The sequence below is a fragment of the Frateuria sp. sgz306004 genome (assembly GCF_057750885.1).
Map to the genome: position 1 here is coordinate 250,224 of NZ_JBYLFE010000002.1, position 14,864 is coordinate 265,087.

11 protein-coding genes are annotated in these 14,864 nt (G+C 65.8%); 3 read left to right on the plus strand and 8 right to left on the minus strand.

All coding sequences use genetic code 11. From position 1 onward, the window contains the following. Positions 1-16 precede the first annotated feature (16 nt). The 8 genes from AC3G2C_RS04435 to AC3G2C_RS04470 form a co-directional block, all read right to left on the minus strand. A complete protein-coding gene (locus AC3G2C_RS04435; RefSeq protein WP_488383410.1) occupies positions 17-1,384 on the minus strand; it encodes a glutamate--cysteine ligase in 1,368 nt (455 codons plus the stop codon). Positions 1,385-1,473: 89 nt separating this feature from the next. After that, a complete protein-coding gene (locus AC3G2C_RS04440; protein WP_488383411.1) occupies positions 1,474-2,856 on the minus strand; it encodes a sensor histidine kinase in 1,383 nt (460 codons plus the stop codon). Next, entirely contained in the window at positions 2,849-3,514 is a 666-nt protein-coding gene (locus AC3G2C_RS04445; protein WP_488383412.1) for a response regulator, read from the minus strand. The genes AC3G2C_RS04440 and AC3G2C_RS04445 overlap by 8 nt, the downstream gene beginning before the upstream one ends. Positions 3,515-3,773: 259 nt before the next feature. Beyond that, a complete protein-coding gene (locus AC3G2C_RS04450; RefSeq protein ID WP_488383413.1) occupies positions 3,774-6,857 on the minus strand; it encodes a TonB-dependent receptor in 3,084 nt (1,027 codons plus the stop codon). Positions 6,858-7,639: 782 nt separating this feature from the next. Continuing rightward, positions 7,640-8,563, minus strand: coding sequence for a Grx4 family monothiol glutaredoxin (gene grxD / locus AC3G2C_RS04455; RefSeq protein ID WP_488383414.1), 924 nt, complete (start codon positions 8,561-8,563; stop codon positions 7,640-7,642). Positions 8,564-8,978: 415 nt separating this feature from the next. After that, positions 8,979-9,836 (minus strand): UDP-2,3-diacylglucosamine diphosphatase, encoded by an 858-nt coding sequence (locus AC3G2C_RS04460; RefSeq protein ID WP_488383415.1) that lies wholly within the window; start codon positions 9,834-9,836, stop codon positions 8,979-8,981. Positions 9,837-9,945: 109 nt separating this feature from the next. Then, positions 9,946-10,542 carry an SGNH/GDSL hydrolase family protein gene (locus AC3G2C_RS04465; RefSeq protein WP_488383416.1) on the minus strand — a complete coding sequence of 199 codons (597 nt, stop codon included), beginning with the start codon at positions 10,540-10,542 and terminating at the stop codon, positions 9,946-9,948. Between the two features lie 8 nt (positions 10,543-10,550). Then, positions 10,551-11,792 carry an aminotransferase class I/II-fold pyridoxal phosphate-dependent enzyme gene (locus AC3G2C_RS04470; protein ID WP_488383417.1) on the minus strand — a complete coding sequence of 414 codons (1,242 nt, stop codon included), beginning with the start codon at positions 11,790-11,792 and terminating at the stop codon, positions 10,551-10,553. A 140-nt stretch (positions 11,793-11,932) separates the two neighbouring features. Between AC3G2C_RS04470 and rsgA the strand changes: the two genes are divergently transcribed. From rsgA to AC3G2C_RS04485, 3 genes are read left to right on the plus strand one after another with little or no spacing between them, the layout of a single operon-like run. Continuing rightward, on the plus strand, positions 11,933-12,988 hold the full coding sequence (gene rsgA / locus AC3G2C_RS04475; RefSeq protein ID WP_488383418.1) for a ribosome small subunit-dependent GTPase A: 1,056 nt from the start codon (positions 11,933-11,935) through the stop codon (positions 12,986-12,988). 50 nt (positions 12,989-13,038) lie between these two features. Continuing rightward, positions 13,039-13,518: a hypothetical protein gene (locus AC3G2C_RS04480; protein ID WP_488383419.1), complete on the plus strand. Its 480-nt coding sequence runs from the start codon at positions 13,039-13,041 to the stop codon at positions 13,516-13,518. Then, the gene (locus AC3G2C_RS04485; protein WP_488383420.1) at positions 13,515-14,786 is read left to right on the plus strand and encodes a peptidase MATCAP family protein; all 1,272 of its coding nucleotides are present in this window, start codon (positions 13,515-13,517) and stop codon (positions 14,784-14,786) included. Before AC3G2C_RS04480 ends, AC3G2C_RS04485 begins: the two co-directional genes overlap by 4 nt. Positions 14,787-14,864: the final 78 nt, after the last annotated feature.

A 14,864-nucleotide genomic window follows, 5' to 3' on the forward strand; every position in this document is an offset into this window, starting at 1 on the left:
TGTGGTGCACGACTGCTTAGTAGGCGAATTCGCGAAACACCGGATCGACCTTGCCGCCCCAGGCGCCGTTGAACAGTTCCAGCTTGCGTTCGGCGGGTGTCTGGTTGGCTTCTACAATTTCGATCATGGGTTCCAGGAAGATGCTTTCGTCGGCGCCGTTTCGGTTGAGGCGCGCGCGGCGCTTGAGGCCGTGCGCGGCGATCTTGAGCGTTTCGGCGGCCAGCTCGCGCACGCTGTGCGAGCGGAAGCGCAGCTTGAGTGCTTCGCGCGGTACGCCGTCGCGCAGGGCGTGGCGTTCTTCGCGGGTGAAGTCTTTCACCAGATCCCACGCGGCCGTCAGTGCGTCGTCGTCATAGAGCAGGCCTACCCACAGGGCGGGCAGAGCGCATAGGCGGTTCCACGGGCCGCCATCGGCACCGCGCATTTCCAGGTACTGCTTGAGGCGTACTTCGGGGAAGGCGGTGGTGAGGTGGTCGGCCCAGTCTTTCATGGTGGCGGGCACGCCGGGCAGGGCCGGCAGGTCGCCGGCCATGAAGCGCTTGAAGTCCTGCCCGGAGAGGTCGATGTACTCGCCGTTCTGGTAGCTGAAGTACATCGGCACGTCGAGCATGTAATCCACATAGCGCTCGTAGCCAAAGCCTTGCTCGAACACAAAGTCGAGCATGCCGGTGCGGTTGGGGTCGGTGTCTTCCCACACGTGCGAGCGGTAGGAGAGGTAGCCGTTGGGCTTGCCGTCGGTGAACGGTGAGTCGGCGAACAGCGCGGTGGCGATGGGCTGCAGGGCCAGGCTGGTGCGGAACTTGCGCACCATGTCCGCTTCGCTGTCGAAATCCAGGTTGACCTGCACGGTGCAGGTGCGGGTCATCATGTCCAGGCCGAGGTTGCCGACTTTGGGCATGTACTCGCGCATGATTTTGTAGCGGCCCTTGGGCATCCACGGCATTTCGTCGCGGCGCCACTTGGGCTGAAAGCCCATGCCAAGAAAGCCGATGCCGAGGTCGTCGGCAATGGAGCGCACCTCGGTGAGGTGGGTGTTCACCTCGCAACAGGTCTGGTGGATGGTTTCCAGCGGCGCGCCGGAAAGCTCCAACTGGCCAGCCGGCTCCAGGGTGATGGAGGCTTTGTCGCGCGAGAGCGCCACGGGGTTGTCCCCTTCGCGGGCTACGTCCCAGCCGTAGCGGGAGGCGAGCGATTCGAGCAGCACGCGAATGCCGCGCTCACCGTCGAAGGTGGGCGGACGCAAGCTGTCGGTGAGGAAGCCGAATTTTTCGTGCTCGGTGCCGATGCGCCAGGCTTCGCGCGGCTTTTCGCCGGCGGCCAGGTAGTCGGTGAGTTGCTGGCGGCTGCCGATCGGCGTGCTCTTGACGGCACTGGGTATGGACACGGGGGGCTCCCTGACAATGACTGCCCCCACTTTGGGGCCGGTCAGGGCAATTTCAAAGTGCCGGCCGGCAAGGTGCTCGCGTTTGGCTGTCAGCCGGTGGGCAGGAAGTCGATGCGCATGCGGGTGCCGCGCCCGCTGGTGCCGTCCAGGATGCTCAGGCGGGCGCCGTGCACCCGGGCCACTTCTTCCACGATGGACAAGCCCAGGCCACAGCCATCGGTGGGGCTGCCGGCGCCGCGATAGAAGCGCTCGCGCACCTTCAGGCGCTCCTCGGGGGGGATGCCGCGGCCGCTGTCGTCAACCTCCAGGAAGGGTTGCTTGTTGGCAACGCCGCAACGCACGGTGATGTTGCCGCCTTCGGGGGTGTGGTGCAGCGCGTTGTCGATCAAGTTGATCAGCAGCTCATGAAGCAACCAATACACACCACTGACGTGGGCGGGTTGGGTGTCGGCGCCCAGGTCGATGCCCTGGGTCAGGGCGCGATCGAGCGCGCCGTCGATCACCTCGGTCACCAAGCGGGGGAGGTCCAGCGGTGCGAAGTGGCTGGCGCGATGGGCCGAGGGTTCGGCGCGCGCCAGGGTGAGCAACTGGTTGGCCGTGTGCGCCAGGCGATCCACGCCGCCGTGCAGCAGGGTAATGCGCTCTTCCAGCGGGGTGCCGGCGGTTTCGCGTTCGAGCACTTCCAACTGCGCCTTGAGACCGGTTAGCGGGGTGCGCAACTGGTGCGCGGCGTTGGCCATAAAGTGTTGCTGCGACAACACGGAGTCGCGTACGCGCCCGAGCAGGGTGTTGAGCGATTCCACTACCGGCAGCACCTCGCTGGGCACTTGATGGGTGGGCAGCGGCGACATGATTTGTGGCGGCCGCCCGGCGATCTGCCGGCTTAGGCGTTGCAGCGGGCGCAGCGCCACGCGAATGCCGATCAGTGCGATCAACAGCACGGCCGCCATCTGCAAGGTGTCGTTGATGAGGAACGCCACATCCAGGCGTTTCACCGCGCGATCGCGCCGAATGGGCGTTTCGGCCACGGTAATTAGCAGAGGTTCGCCGAATTCCGTCGTTCTGTAAGTGGCCAGACGGAACGGCGTGTTGCGGTAGTGGATGTTGGTGAAGCTGAAGCCGTCGTCGGATTTCTGGTCGGGCGCGAGCGGCAGGTCGTCGACGCCGGCGATGGTATGCCCGTTGGGTCGGCTGACCCGATAGAAAAATTGCTCCCCCTCCCAAGCGCGCAACGGCGGCGGCGGATGTTGGGGCAGGCTCACGGCCAGCTCGCCGTCTGGCGTGGGGTGGATGCGTGCCACGATGGCCAGCGTCGCACGGGAGAGCGAATGATCGAACGCGCTATGGATGGGGTTGACGATCACGTGGTGATCAACCGCCACGCCAGCCACCAGCAGCAACAGCAGCGGCGCCAGCAGATAACCCAGCAGGCGGCCGTGGACGCTACTGGGCCGCTTTTTGCGCTCAGCCATCTTCGAGGCGATAGCCCAGCCCGCGAATGCCACGCACGGTGGCGGAGCCGCCGAGCTTGCTGCGCAGGCGCGATACGTGCACCTCGATGGCGTTGCCCGAAATGTCTTCGCTCCAGCCGGTGATGGCCTGGGTCAGGCGCTCTTTGCTCACCACGCGACCGCTGTGATGGGCCAGGCATTCAAGGATGGACCACTCGCGGCGGGTCAGCTCCAGCACGTCGCCGGTCGCGTTGATGGCGCGGCGACCCGCCAGGTCGATGCGCAGCCCGCCAATGGCGATTTCATTGGCGGCGGCAGCCGTGGCGCGGCGAATCAGCGCGCGGCAGCGGGCGGCCAGCTCGGGCAGGGCGAACGGCTTGACCAGGTAATCGTCGGCGCCCAGATCAAGCGCGTTGATACGGTCGTCCAGGCCGTCGCGCGCGGTCACGATCAGCAGCGGCAGCGAACTGCCGTTGCGGCGCAACCTGCGTACCAGGGACAGGCCGTCTTCGCCGGGCAGGCCCAGGTCGACGATGGCCAGGTCGTAGTGCGTATCCGCCAGGCGCGCGGCCACCGATTCGGCGTCGGGCACGGCATCGACCACGTAGCCGGTGCTTACCAGGCCACGGGTAATAGCGTCAGAAACCAGAGAATCGTCTTCGACCAGCAGGATACGCATAGGGCACACGTTGTAAGGCGTCACCTACATGCTATCAGGGGATGCTGTGGGCTAGCTAACGAGCCAGTATAGCGGCGCCCCCCAAAAAAGAAGGCGGCGAAGATCTCGCCGCCTGGTGCGCCGGGGACCCCGCCGCCGTTATCGGGGCACGGGAGGGTCTCATGGGTCTTGCGTCCCCGGAAGATCCGGCACCGGAAGGCTCCCCCGTTGCCGGGGGAGCGATTTCAGGAGGTAAAGCTCGGCTTCTGATGGGGGGAGATCAGAAGTCGTAGCTCACCGAGAAGCGCACGTAACGCGGCGTGGTCCACGACAGCGGTACCTGCCAGCTCTTGTTCACCACGCCCGCACCCGACTCGGAGGTGGGGTAGTACTGCGTGATCACCTGCTTGTCGAAGATGTTGTAGACCATCACGTCGAACGCCAGCTTCTTGCCCGCCCAGTTCGGACGGTATTCGGCGTTGAGGCTGAAGATCTCCTGCCACGGCGTGCGGCCGGTGGAGCCCGACGGCGCCGGCGTGCCGTTGGGGCCGCAGAAGTGATAGGCCGCGCCGTAGCCGAACGGGTCATCCTGCTGCGGGCCAAAGAAGCCCAGGCACATCTTGGGCGTGCCGGAGAGGATCTGGGCGTTGCCGCCCACCAGCCATTCCGGGGTGATCTGGTAGTAGCCCACCATCTTCAACTGGTGACGGCGATCGTTGGCCAGGTCGCCGTTGGCGTTGGTCATCACACCGGCGTTGTCCCAGTCTTCGGTCTGCGATACGTCCTGCTGGCCGATGTCCGAACGCACCGAGCCTTCGGTGTTGCCGAAGTTGTGCGACCACACATAGTCGATGCGGCCGTACCACTTACCGTCGAACGGATGCTCCAGGTAGAAGTTGGCGGCGACGTACTTGCGCAGCAGGTTGGGCATGCCCCAGGCGGACCACGGAATGGTTAGTGTGCTGTAGCCACCCGCACCGTTGGACACATTGATGTTCGCCGTGCGACCCGGATTCATGATGTAACAACCCGTGGAGCCGAGCGCGGCCACCGGGTCCAGGCCCTGTGCGGACGCGTAGTTCATGATCGTGTTGTCGTCGCACACGTCGTCCAGGTCGTTGCGCAGCACGCGGTAGGTGCCCTTGGCGCCGTACACCCAGTGCTGGTCGAACAGGTCGAGCGTTTTGTCGAAGCCGGCGATGAACTCGTCCTGGTACTCGGCCTTGGCGTTGGCGCTGGTCACCGTCTTCGGGTCCGGCGGGGTGCCGAACTCGTTGTTGGCCGATACGCCGGGGTAACGATCCTGCGTGATCTGGGACAGGCCCAGCGGTGCGCCGGTGGTCGGGTCGATGCCGGTATAGGTGAAGTACTGCGAGGTGTACGTGCTGCCCGCCGCACCGCGAATGGCCACATTGGGCGGCTCGGCCAGGTAGTAGCGACCCGCATTGGCGTAGAGCTTGAGCGAGGAGTCGCCATACACGTCCCAACTGGCGCCCAGGCGCGGCGCCCACTGCGGCTTGGTCAGGCGCAGGTAGGCGATGCCATCGGGGTTGTAGTTGGTGAATTGGTCGTTGCGAATGCCGAGGGTGAGCAGCAGTCGGTCATTGACCTGCCAGGCATCTTCGATGAACTGCGCGCGCTGCTTCACGCGGGCGCTGGCGGCGTTGGCGTAGATGGTCTTGGCGACGTAGTAGCCGTTGCCACCTGGTGCGCCGACGCTTTCGCCCGGCAGCGATTGGATGGGTGCGTTCGGGTCGCCCACCGAGTAGACCCAGTAGTAACCCGGGCCCGACGGCGTGGTGCCGATGTCGATCGAGTTGAGATCCAGGTTGTCGATGCCGACGGTGATGGAGTGGCCGTCGATCTTGTAGTTCAGATCCAGGCGCAGGTTGGAGGTTTTGTCGTGCGCGTTGGGGTCGTCGACGGTTTCGTTGATCTGCGGGCCGGTGATGCCGCTGGAGCCGGCCGGGATCATGGACGGATCCTGGTTGTACGCGTGCAGGACGTAGGCGTCGTCGCCGCCGGCGGCGCGGCTGTAGTTGATCTGGTTCATCTTGCCGTACAGCGCTTCGACGGTCAGGTCGTCGGTGATGTAGCCGGTGTACTTGGCTACCCACAGGTCCGCGCCGTTCTTGGTGTACGTGGCCGGGCCGAGGTAGTTGCCCAGCGTGCCCTTGGTGGCGGGCGGCGTGTAGGTGTACGCGTAGGTGTTACCCGAGTACATCGACTTGTTGGAGGCGCCGGTGAATTCGAGGATGTTGCTGTCGTTGATGTTCCAGTCGATCTTGCCGTAGTACTTGGGGCGCGAGTACGAGTAGTCGGTCTGCGTCAGGGTGGAGCGCGAGGCCACGCTCACACCGTCGTTGATGTGATCGGACTCGACCGCGCCGAAGATGTACAGCGTGTCCTTGATCAGCGGGCCGCCGAAGTAGGCGTCTTCAACGTGTTCCCACGACTTGTTGTCGTTGCGGAACTGGTAGATCTGACCCTGGCGGCTGCCCGGACCGGAGAGGAACTGCGAGCCGGTCGGGTAGAAGGCGTTGTCCGGGTCCGATTCGGCGAACTTGGGCTGCCACACCACCTGGGCGCCGAAATGCCATTCGTTGGTGCCGCGCTTGCCGACCTGGTTGATCACGCCGCCATCGGAGCGACCGTACTGCGCACCGTAGCCGCCGATCAGCATCTGCTGCTGGTCGATGGCGCCGTAGGGCAGGGTGATGCCGCCAAAGTTGTGCAGCACGTCGGTGGTGTTGAAGCCGTTGATGTAATACGCGTTCTCGGCGATGGACGAGCCGCCGAAGGACACCAGCGTCTGGCCGGTCGGGCCGGTGAAGTAGGTACTGCCGGTGTTCACGCCGGGGGCGAGCACGGCGATGGCTTCGGCGCTGCGCGCCACGGGCAGCTTGGTGAGCTGGTCGGCGGTGATCACCGTGCGCGAGTCCATCTGGCTCACGTCGATGGCCGGCAGGGCGTTGGCCATGACGGTGACGGCGCCGAGGTTCTTGGCGTCGGCCGCGGCGGTAGCGACGAAGGACACCTGCGTGCCGGCACCCACGGTCAGGGCGACGTTGGAACGCGAGTCCACCGTGGCGCCGTCTTTCTTCAGGGTCACCTTGTAGGAGCCCAGCGGCAGGCTGCCAGCGGAGTAGCGGCCGTTGGCGTCCACGGTGATTTCGCGGGTAAGGCCGCTGTCACTCTGGATAACCACGGTATCGCCGGCGGGTGCGTTGCCGAAGATGGCGCCGGTGGAGCTCTGCGCCGCGACCGGGCTGACCAGGCTGACGCCAGCGGCGACGGCCAAGGCCATGGCGGTGTGGCGCAGCGTGTGCCGACGCGGCATGGAAGTGAATCGATGGATGGACATGCTTTCCTCTTAAGCCAGGTGGTACGACTGAAAGCGTCGGGCCGGCTGGCGGGCGCGCGGGTGCACGCCGCCGTCACCCGTGACTGGCACGAGTGGGCATGGCTGGCCCTATCTCCGTGAAAGACGCCCCGCGTCGCGGGGCACCCGGAAGGCGCTCGGCTTAGCCGGCGGCGTTCGGTGTGTGCGGGGACGCGTCGGCGATCCCGTGGTGGCCTGGTGCAGGCAAGCGACTTAACAGCATGGCTCTACTCTCCCCAAGTGGGACGACAGCGCGAACGCGGCGTCCCCGGAAAACGCCGGCCTCGAAAGACCGGCCACGATTTTTTAGGCCGCAGAAAACCGCGCCACGCTGCTTGCGCAGATGGCAAATAGGCATTCGGCTTGGCTTGTAGCTCCCCAGCGTCACGCGCTGCCATCTCGTGGCAAGACCGCGTCGCCATTTCGACGTTACGTGTAGTCCAAACGTTACACAACCGTGATGAACGAGCCATTCAGGGTCGAAAGAACTTGTCGTTTTTACTTTACCGACGGGCGCGCTTCGGTTTGGTATCACGGCGCGGCCCGGCGGGCCCGGTGCGTGTTCATGCGGGCTGGCGGCCGAAACCTTTCGTGACGAGGCCGCGCGATTCGCGGGGGCGTGCGATCTTGCGCCTGTGCAATCGCAGCATTTCTCGATATGAGTGAGATTTTTATGAATGAATACTGAATTTCACTTGCCGTGGATGCAAAAGAAAAGCGCCCACCGAGGTGGGCGCTTTGGACGTCTAAACTTCCGAAAGGGATCAGTAGCGCGGCACGGACGAGTCGATGTCGCGTGCCCAGGCATCCATGCCGCCTTCCACGTTGTAGACCTTGGTGAAGCCGTGCGCGGCAAAGCGCTCGGCCACGCCGCGGCTGGATACACCGTGATGGCAGATGAAGGCGATGGGGGCGTCCTTGGGCAGGGCGGCCAGGGTTTCGTAGCCTTCCTCTTCCAGGATACGGGCCTGAGCCAGCGGGGCGGCTTGGGCGCGGCCATGGGCCGGGCGCACGTCCACCAGGGTCAGGTCGCCAGCGGCCAGGCGCTCCTTGAGCTGCTGCACGGTGAGGCTGCCAATTTCTTGCGCGCCCGGGAACTTCAGGCTCAGGCCTTCGCCCTGCACGGTGGAAACCCAGTCGATCACGATGCCCTTGGCGCGCTGGGCGCTGCCCGGGTCGAAATGAACCTCGATGCCGTTGGCCGTCACGACGATGTCGTGGTCGCTGCCCGGCGCCAGCTGGAAGCCGGCGCTGTGGTCCGGGCCGATCTCCAGGTGCAGGGCCAGGCCCTGGGCGTTGGCCGTGCCTTGGCGGATGGCTTCGGCGGCCTTGTCGGTAATGGTGATTTCCGGCGGGGTGCGGTCCGGCGCGGACACGCCGAACAGCTGGTGTAGCTCGCCGCTGGCGTACATCTGGCGAATGATGTCGGCGCCGCCCACCAGCTCGCCCTGCACGTACAACTGGGGAATGGTCGGCCAGTCGCCGTAAGCCTTGATGCCCTCGCGGATTTCCGGGTCTTCCAGCACGTTCACGGTGTGGTAGTCGGGCAGCAGCTCGTTCAACGTGTTGGTGGCGGCAGCGGAGAAACCGCACATGGGCTGGTGGCGGGTGCCCTTCATGAACAGCACCACGCGGTGGGTCTGCAACAGGGATTCGATACGTTCGCGGGTGGCGCTGTCGAGGGACATGGGGCGAGAAACTCCGGCAAAGAGGGCAAATTGTAGCCCGATCCATATGCCGGCGGATTCGGGGGATGCAAGGGGGCGGTGCGTGTTGGCTGGTGTCGCAGCGGCTGCTGCAAAGGGTCGGCATGACCGTGAAATGCCCTCAAGGGGCCCCCTTTCCTGCGAAAGCGACGCAAAGAGCCGTCATTCCTGCAACAACACCACAAACGTCCGTCATTCCTGCGAAAGCGCCAGAAACGTCCGTCATTCCCGCGAAAGCGCCACAAACGTCCGTCATTCCCGCGAAAGCGGGAATCCAGCGCCTTTGTTTCCCCGCGAGACCACGGCATTGCCGCATGACCAGCCTCGCGGCTGTTGAGAAGCGCCGCCCCCGCACTGGCATGACAAGGCAGCGCGGGCGCGGTGTTGGTTACCGCCCTTACGCCGCCGGTCGCAGCTCGGTCAGATCCAGTTTCGCCCGGGTCAGCGGGGCCAGCGCCAGGGCAGCAGCGGGCGAGGGCAGCACCAGTTCGCGACTGGCACGGCCGAGCGGGGCGTGCTGCTCGCTCCAGTGAATCAGTTCCATGGCGCCGGTGTGGTCCTCCACCAGCGCCGTGCAGTGTTCCACCCAGTCACCGTCGTTGAGATAAAGCACGCCGTCCATGTCGCGCACATGGCCGAAATGGATGTGTCCGCAGATATGCCCGTCGAAGCCACGTTCGCGCGCGTCGTCAGCCACGCGGCGTTCGTAGGCGCGGATATACGCCAACGCTTTGCCGATATGCGATTTCACGATGATCGATAGCGGCAGGTAAGGCAGGTCCAGTCGTCGACGCATGGCGTGCACGCGGCGGTTGGTCCAGCAGATGAAGCGATGCATCACTTCCCCCAGGTGCACCATCCATGTGCGCCCGACCTGCTCCGGATCGAATTCGTCACCGTGACTGACGCGATAGCGGCGGCCATCCGCGCCCTCGTGCACGGCATCCAGCGCGATTTTCACGCCGGCGAAACTCTGTCCCGCCAGCCCGCGCATCGGCGCGTCGTGGTTGCCGGGTATGTAGATCACTTCCACGCCGCGGCGGGCCAAGTCCAATACTTCGGCGATCACGGCGCCATGATCGGCGTGCCACCAGGTGCGACGCGCCAAGGCCTCCATGTCCACGATGTCGCCCACCAGATACAGCTTCTCGCAACGCAGTTTGCGCAGGAAATCGAGCAGGTAGTTGGCCTTGCAGTCAGGCGTGCCCAGGTGCACGTCGGAGATGAAGGCGCTGCGGCAGTGAAAGGTCGCCATGGCAGTCTCTCCCGGTGGTTACCGGGAGGCCAGGATGCGCCTGGCACGTCACCGCACGATGGCGGAATGGTTGCAGAGCGGTTGCGGCGGGGCGGGTCGCCCAACTGTTTCAGGCGCCCAGCAGTGCCTTGGCGACCGGTAGCGCGGCGTCTGCCCATCGCGTGTACTGGGCTGCGGAGGGGTGCAGGCCATCCTCGGCCAGCAGGGCCGGGTGTTGGCGCGAAATGCCGGTGATATCGACGAACGCCACACCGCGTTGCGCGCAAGCGGCCTGCGCGATGGCGTTGTAGTGATCCAGCTCCTGCGCGATGCGCTCCACGTCGCGTCCGCTGCCCTGCGCGAACGGAGTCACGCCCCAGTCGGGAATGGACAACACCAGCACGCGGTCAGCGCGTTGGCCGGCGAGGGCGATGGCGCGTTCGAGCATGCGCTGGAACTCGCCCTGGTAGTCATCCGCGCCGCGGCCGCGATACTGGTTGTTCACGCCAATGAGCAGGCTGACCAGATCGTACGGCGGATCGAAGTTGGCCTCGTCCATCGCGGCCGACAGCTCGTCGGTGGTCCAGCCGGTGGTGGCGAGGATGCGTGGCGCATCCATCGCCAGGCCACCCTGGCGCAAGCGTTCGGCGAGCTGCACTGGCCAGCGGCCGGCTTCGGGCACGCCCTCGCCAATGGAGTAGGAATCGCCCAGCGCGAGATAACGCACGGCGTGGCTCAGGCCACCGCCGCGCGCGGCTTCTGCGCCGCCGCCATGCCGGCCAGCACGCGCTCGATGCGCACGAACACTTCGCGGATCTGCTCGGGCTGCGGCAGCAGGGTGAGGCGCAGGTGACGGCTGTGCGGCACGTTAAAGCTGCTGCCGGGCACCACCAGCACCGATTCCTCTTCCAGCAGGCGCAGGGCGAAGGCGTTGTCGTCGAACTCGGCCAGGCGGTCGGCGCGCACGCGCGGAAAAGCGTACAGCGCGCCCGAGGGCGCCACGATGTCCAGGAAACTGCTGGCCGCTACGCCCTCCAGCACAGCACGGCGGGCTTCGTGCAGGCGCCCGCCCGGCGCGGTGAGGGCGTTGATGGTCGGCGCGCTCTGCAAGGCCGGGCGCACGGCCCACTGGGCGGTGACGTTGGCGCACAGGCGCAGTGCGGCGAGCAATTGCAGGGCATCGCGATAGTCGGCGGTGCGCGCGGGGTCGCCCGACAGGCTCATCCAGCCCACTCGGTAACCGCAGGCGCGGTGCACCTTGCTCAGGCCGCCGAAACTCACGCAGGGCAGGTCGCCGGCCACTTCCGCCAGCGGCTGGAACGGGGTGTCGTCGTAGAGGATCTCGTCGTAGATCTCATCGCTGAGCAGTAGCAGGTGATGCTTGGCGGCGATGGCGACGATCTGCTCGAGCAATTCGCGCGGGTACACCGCGCCGGTGGGATTGTTCGGGTTGATCAGCACCAGGGCGCGCGTGCGCGGCGTCACCAGGCTTTCGATTTCGGCGGGGTCCGGCAGGTGGCCGTGCTCGGCCAGGCAGCGGTAATAGCGCGGCTTGCCGTCGTTAAGGATGGTGGCGGCGCTCCACAGCGGGTAATCCGGGCTGGGTAGCAGCACTTCGTCGCCCGGTTGCAGCAGGGCGCGCAGGCTCAGGTCGATCAGCTCGCTCACGCCGTTGCCAATGAACACCCGCTCCATGTCCACGCCGCGCGCGCCACGGTGGCGCTGCTGGGCGACGATGGCCTCGCGGGCCTCTTCCAGTCCCTGTTCGTGGCCGTAGGCCTCGCTTTCCTGCAGGTGGCGGGCGATGGCCTCGCGCAGGTGGGCGGGGGTTTCGAAGCCGTAGCGCCCCGGGTTGCCGATGTTGAGCTTGATGATCGGGAGGCCAGCGGCCTCCAGCTCACGCGATCGCCGGGTGAGTGCGCCACGGATTTCATAGCGCACGTCCGCCAGGTGCGCACTGGGTTTGATCGAGGCCAACGCGAACGTCCTTTCTTTTGATGTTGCCGCGGCGCAGCAATTGCCGGGGTCCATCGCATGCTAGCAGCGTCCCGACGCCGCGTGGGAGCCAAACATGGCCGCGTTTCGGGCTTTTCGCGGGCAAGGCATAATTTGCACCCATGACGGATGCCCAAACTATCGATCGACTGCGCCTGATCGGCTGGCGCGGCGACACGTTGCCCGGCGCAGGCCACTTGCTGGCGCGCGTGGTTGCCCAACATCGTGCCGGCTACGAGCTGCACGACGGCGAGGAGCTATTCAGCGCCCAGCCGGCCGGCCATTTCCTCAAGCGTAGTCTGGACCCGGCCGAGCGGCCTGCCGTGGGCGACTTCGTGGAGGTAGAGCCGGGCAAGCCGCCGCATATCGTCAAGGTGCTGCCCCGTCGCACCGTGCTTTCGCGGGCGGCGGCGGGCGAGCGCTACGAGCGGCAACTCATCGCCACGAACATCGACTACGTGCTGGTGCTGACCGGGCTGGATGGCGACTTCAACCCCGCCCGCATCGAGCGCTACCTTTCCCTGACGGAAGGGTCCGGCGCCCAGCCCGTCGTGCTGCTGAGCAAGCTCGACACGCGCCCCGACGCGGTGGAGTTGCTGGCCGCCCTGCGCGCGCGCTTGCCGGAAGGCACGCCGATCCATGCCATCAACGGCAAGGACGCGGCGACGGTGGAGCCTTTGCTGCCGTATCTGCAGCCCGGCGACAGCGCGGTGCTGGTGGGGTCGTCCGGCGCGGGCAAGTCCACCCTCACCAACACGTTGCTGGGCACGGAGAAGATGGCCACAGGCGCCGTGCGTGGGCACGACAGCCGCGGGCGCCACACCACCACGCACCGGGCGTTGCTGCAGTTGCCCAGTGGCGGGTGCCTGATCGACACCCCAGGCATGCGCGAGCTCAAGCTCACGGGTGAAGAAAACCTGGACTTGTTCGCCGATATCGACGCGCTGGCCGTGCAATGCCGCTTCGCCGATTGCGGCCACGGCAGTGAGCCTGGCTGCGCCGTGCAGGAGGCGCTGCGCAGTGGTGAGCTGTCCGCCGAGCGCTGGCGCAACTACCTGAAATTACGCGACGAGCGCGAAGAGCAGGCCACCACCCTGGAGGCCAAACTGCGCCGCCAGCGCGGCGGCCGGCCGGCCACGCGCCCGCACGGGCACAAGCATTCGCGCGACTACGAATAGTCGCCGCGGGAAAGCTTTACTATCGGGCGAGGCAGCCCCGGGGAGCGGTCATGCAGCGACTGTCATCGCGTTCCACCTTTTTCTATAAGCGCGTGTTTCCGGTGTTTTGGTTCGGCATCGTGGCCCTGGGCGCGGTGGTCGCCGGCACCGCCGTGCTGGGCGCACACCGGCCGGTGGTTTGGCCCTCGCTCGCGGTGCCGGTGGTGATGGGTATCGTGGGTTTTACGCTGTTCAGACGGCTGCTGTTCGATCTGGTCGACGAGGTCTGGCTGGATGGCAATGAGCTGGTGGTGGTGCAGGGCGGCGAGCGCACGCGTGTGCCGCTGACCAATGTGATGAATGTGAACTCCTCGGTGATGACCAACCCGCCGCGCATCACACTCATGCTGCGTATGGAATCGTCCCGCTTGGGCAAGACGGTGAGCTTCATGCCGTCTGGGCCGCGTGGGTTCTTGAGCGGCTTCAAGCCCGACCCGATCGCCACCGACCTCATCCAGCGCATCGATGCCCTGCGCCAGAGGCCGGCATGAGCCCTATCGACCCCAGTCTGTCGCCCGAACTGCGCCGTTACGCCGAACTGGACCAGCGCCTGCTGGCAGCCGTGCGAGGTATCCGCATTCTGCCCACGGTAGCCTGGCCCGCGTCGCTGGAAGATCGCATGATCGCGGCCTATGCCAAAGGGCAATACACCTTGCCTGACGTGAGCTACCACGCGCCCGATCTTGCCCATGAGCGTGCCGAGTTGTTGGCGATCGAGCGCGAGGCAGGCTACGACGACCCCATCGGCGAATACCTGAGTCGCACGGCCGAGTCCTGGCGCATTGCCGCGGAAATGCTCGAGGCGGTGGGTACCAACGGTGTCACCGCGCCCTCCATCGTGTTGTACGGCCGACCGGGCGACGTGATTCCCGGCAGCGATCGCAGCAACCTCGATGCGGCGCGTTACTTCGTCGAACTTTCCGATGAGTTGGGTTCGGATCTGCTGGACGACGACACCATCAGCATTCCGGCCGACCGTCTGCGCGACGACCTGCGAAAGACACTGGACGCCTTCTTCGGCGAAGGACGCATCGCCGTGGAGGTGGACCCCGAGCTCACCGCCAAGGCGGCGGCCGGCGCCACCCGCATTCGCCTGCGCGGCGGCACCACCTTCAGCGAGTACGACCGTCACCAATTGCTGGCCCACGAGGCGTTTGTGCATTCGCTCACCGCGCTCAACGGCCACGAACAGCCCGTGCTGGCCTCGCTGGGGCGCACGTCGCCGCGTGTCACCGCGACCCAGGAAGGGCTGGCGGTGTTCGCCGAATTGATGTCCGGTGCCATCGATATTTCGCGGCTCAAGCGCATCAGCCTGCGCATTCTGGCCATCGATATGGCGCTCAATGGCGCGGACTTCGTCGAGGTGTACCAGTTCTTCAGCAACTGCGGTCAAAGCCCTGCCGACAGCTTCCATTCCACCCAGCGCGTGTTTCGCGGTGTGCCGCTCACCGGTGGCGCCGCCTTCGCCAAGGACAATGTGTACCTGTCGGGCTTGCTCACCGTGCACACCTTTTTCCGCTGGGCGCTGCGCCAGCGTCGCATGGACATGCTGCGGCATTTGTTCGCAGGCAAGCTGGCCCTGCACGACGTGATCAGCCTGCAGCCGCATTTCGAGTCCGGTGCCATCGCCGCGCCGCGTTGGCTGCCGCCGTGGATGCAGCACGTGCACGGCTTGGCTGGAAAGCTCGCTTTCTCCTTGTTCGTCAATCGCATCCACATGGGCAAGGTGCAGGCCGAGGCGTTGTCGTTGAGCCTGTAGCCGACACCGTCGGTATCGGCAAGGTGAACGATGACGTTTCCATGCTGCGGCGCATCGTCGGGACAGCCCTTCCCGGGG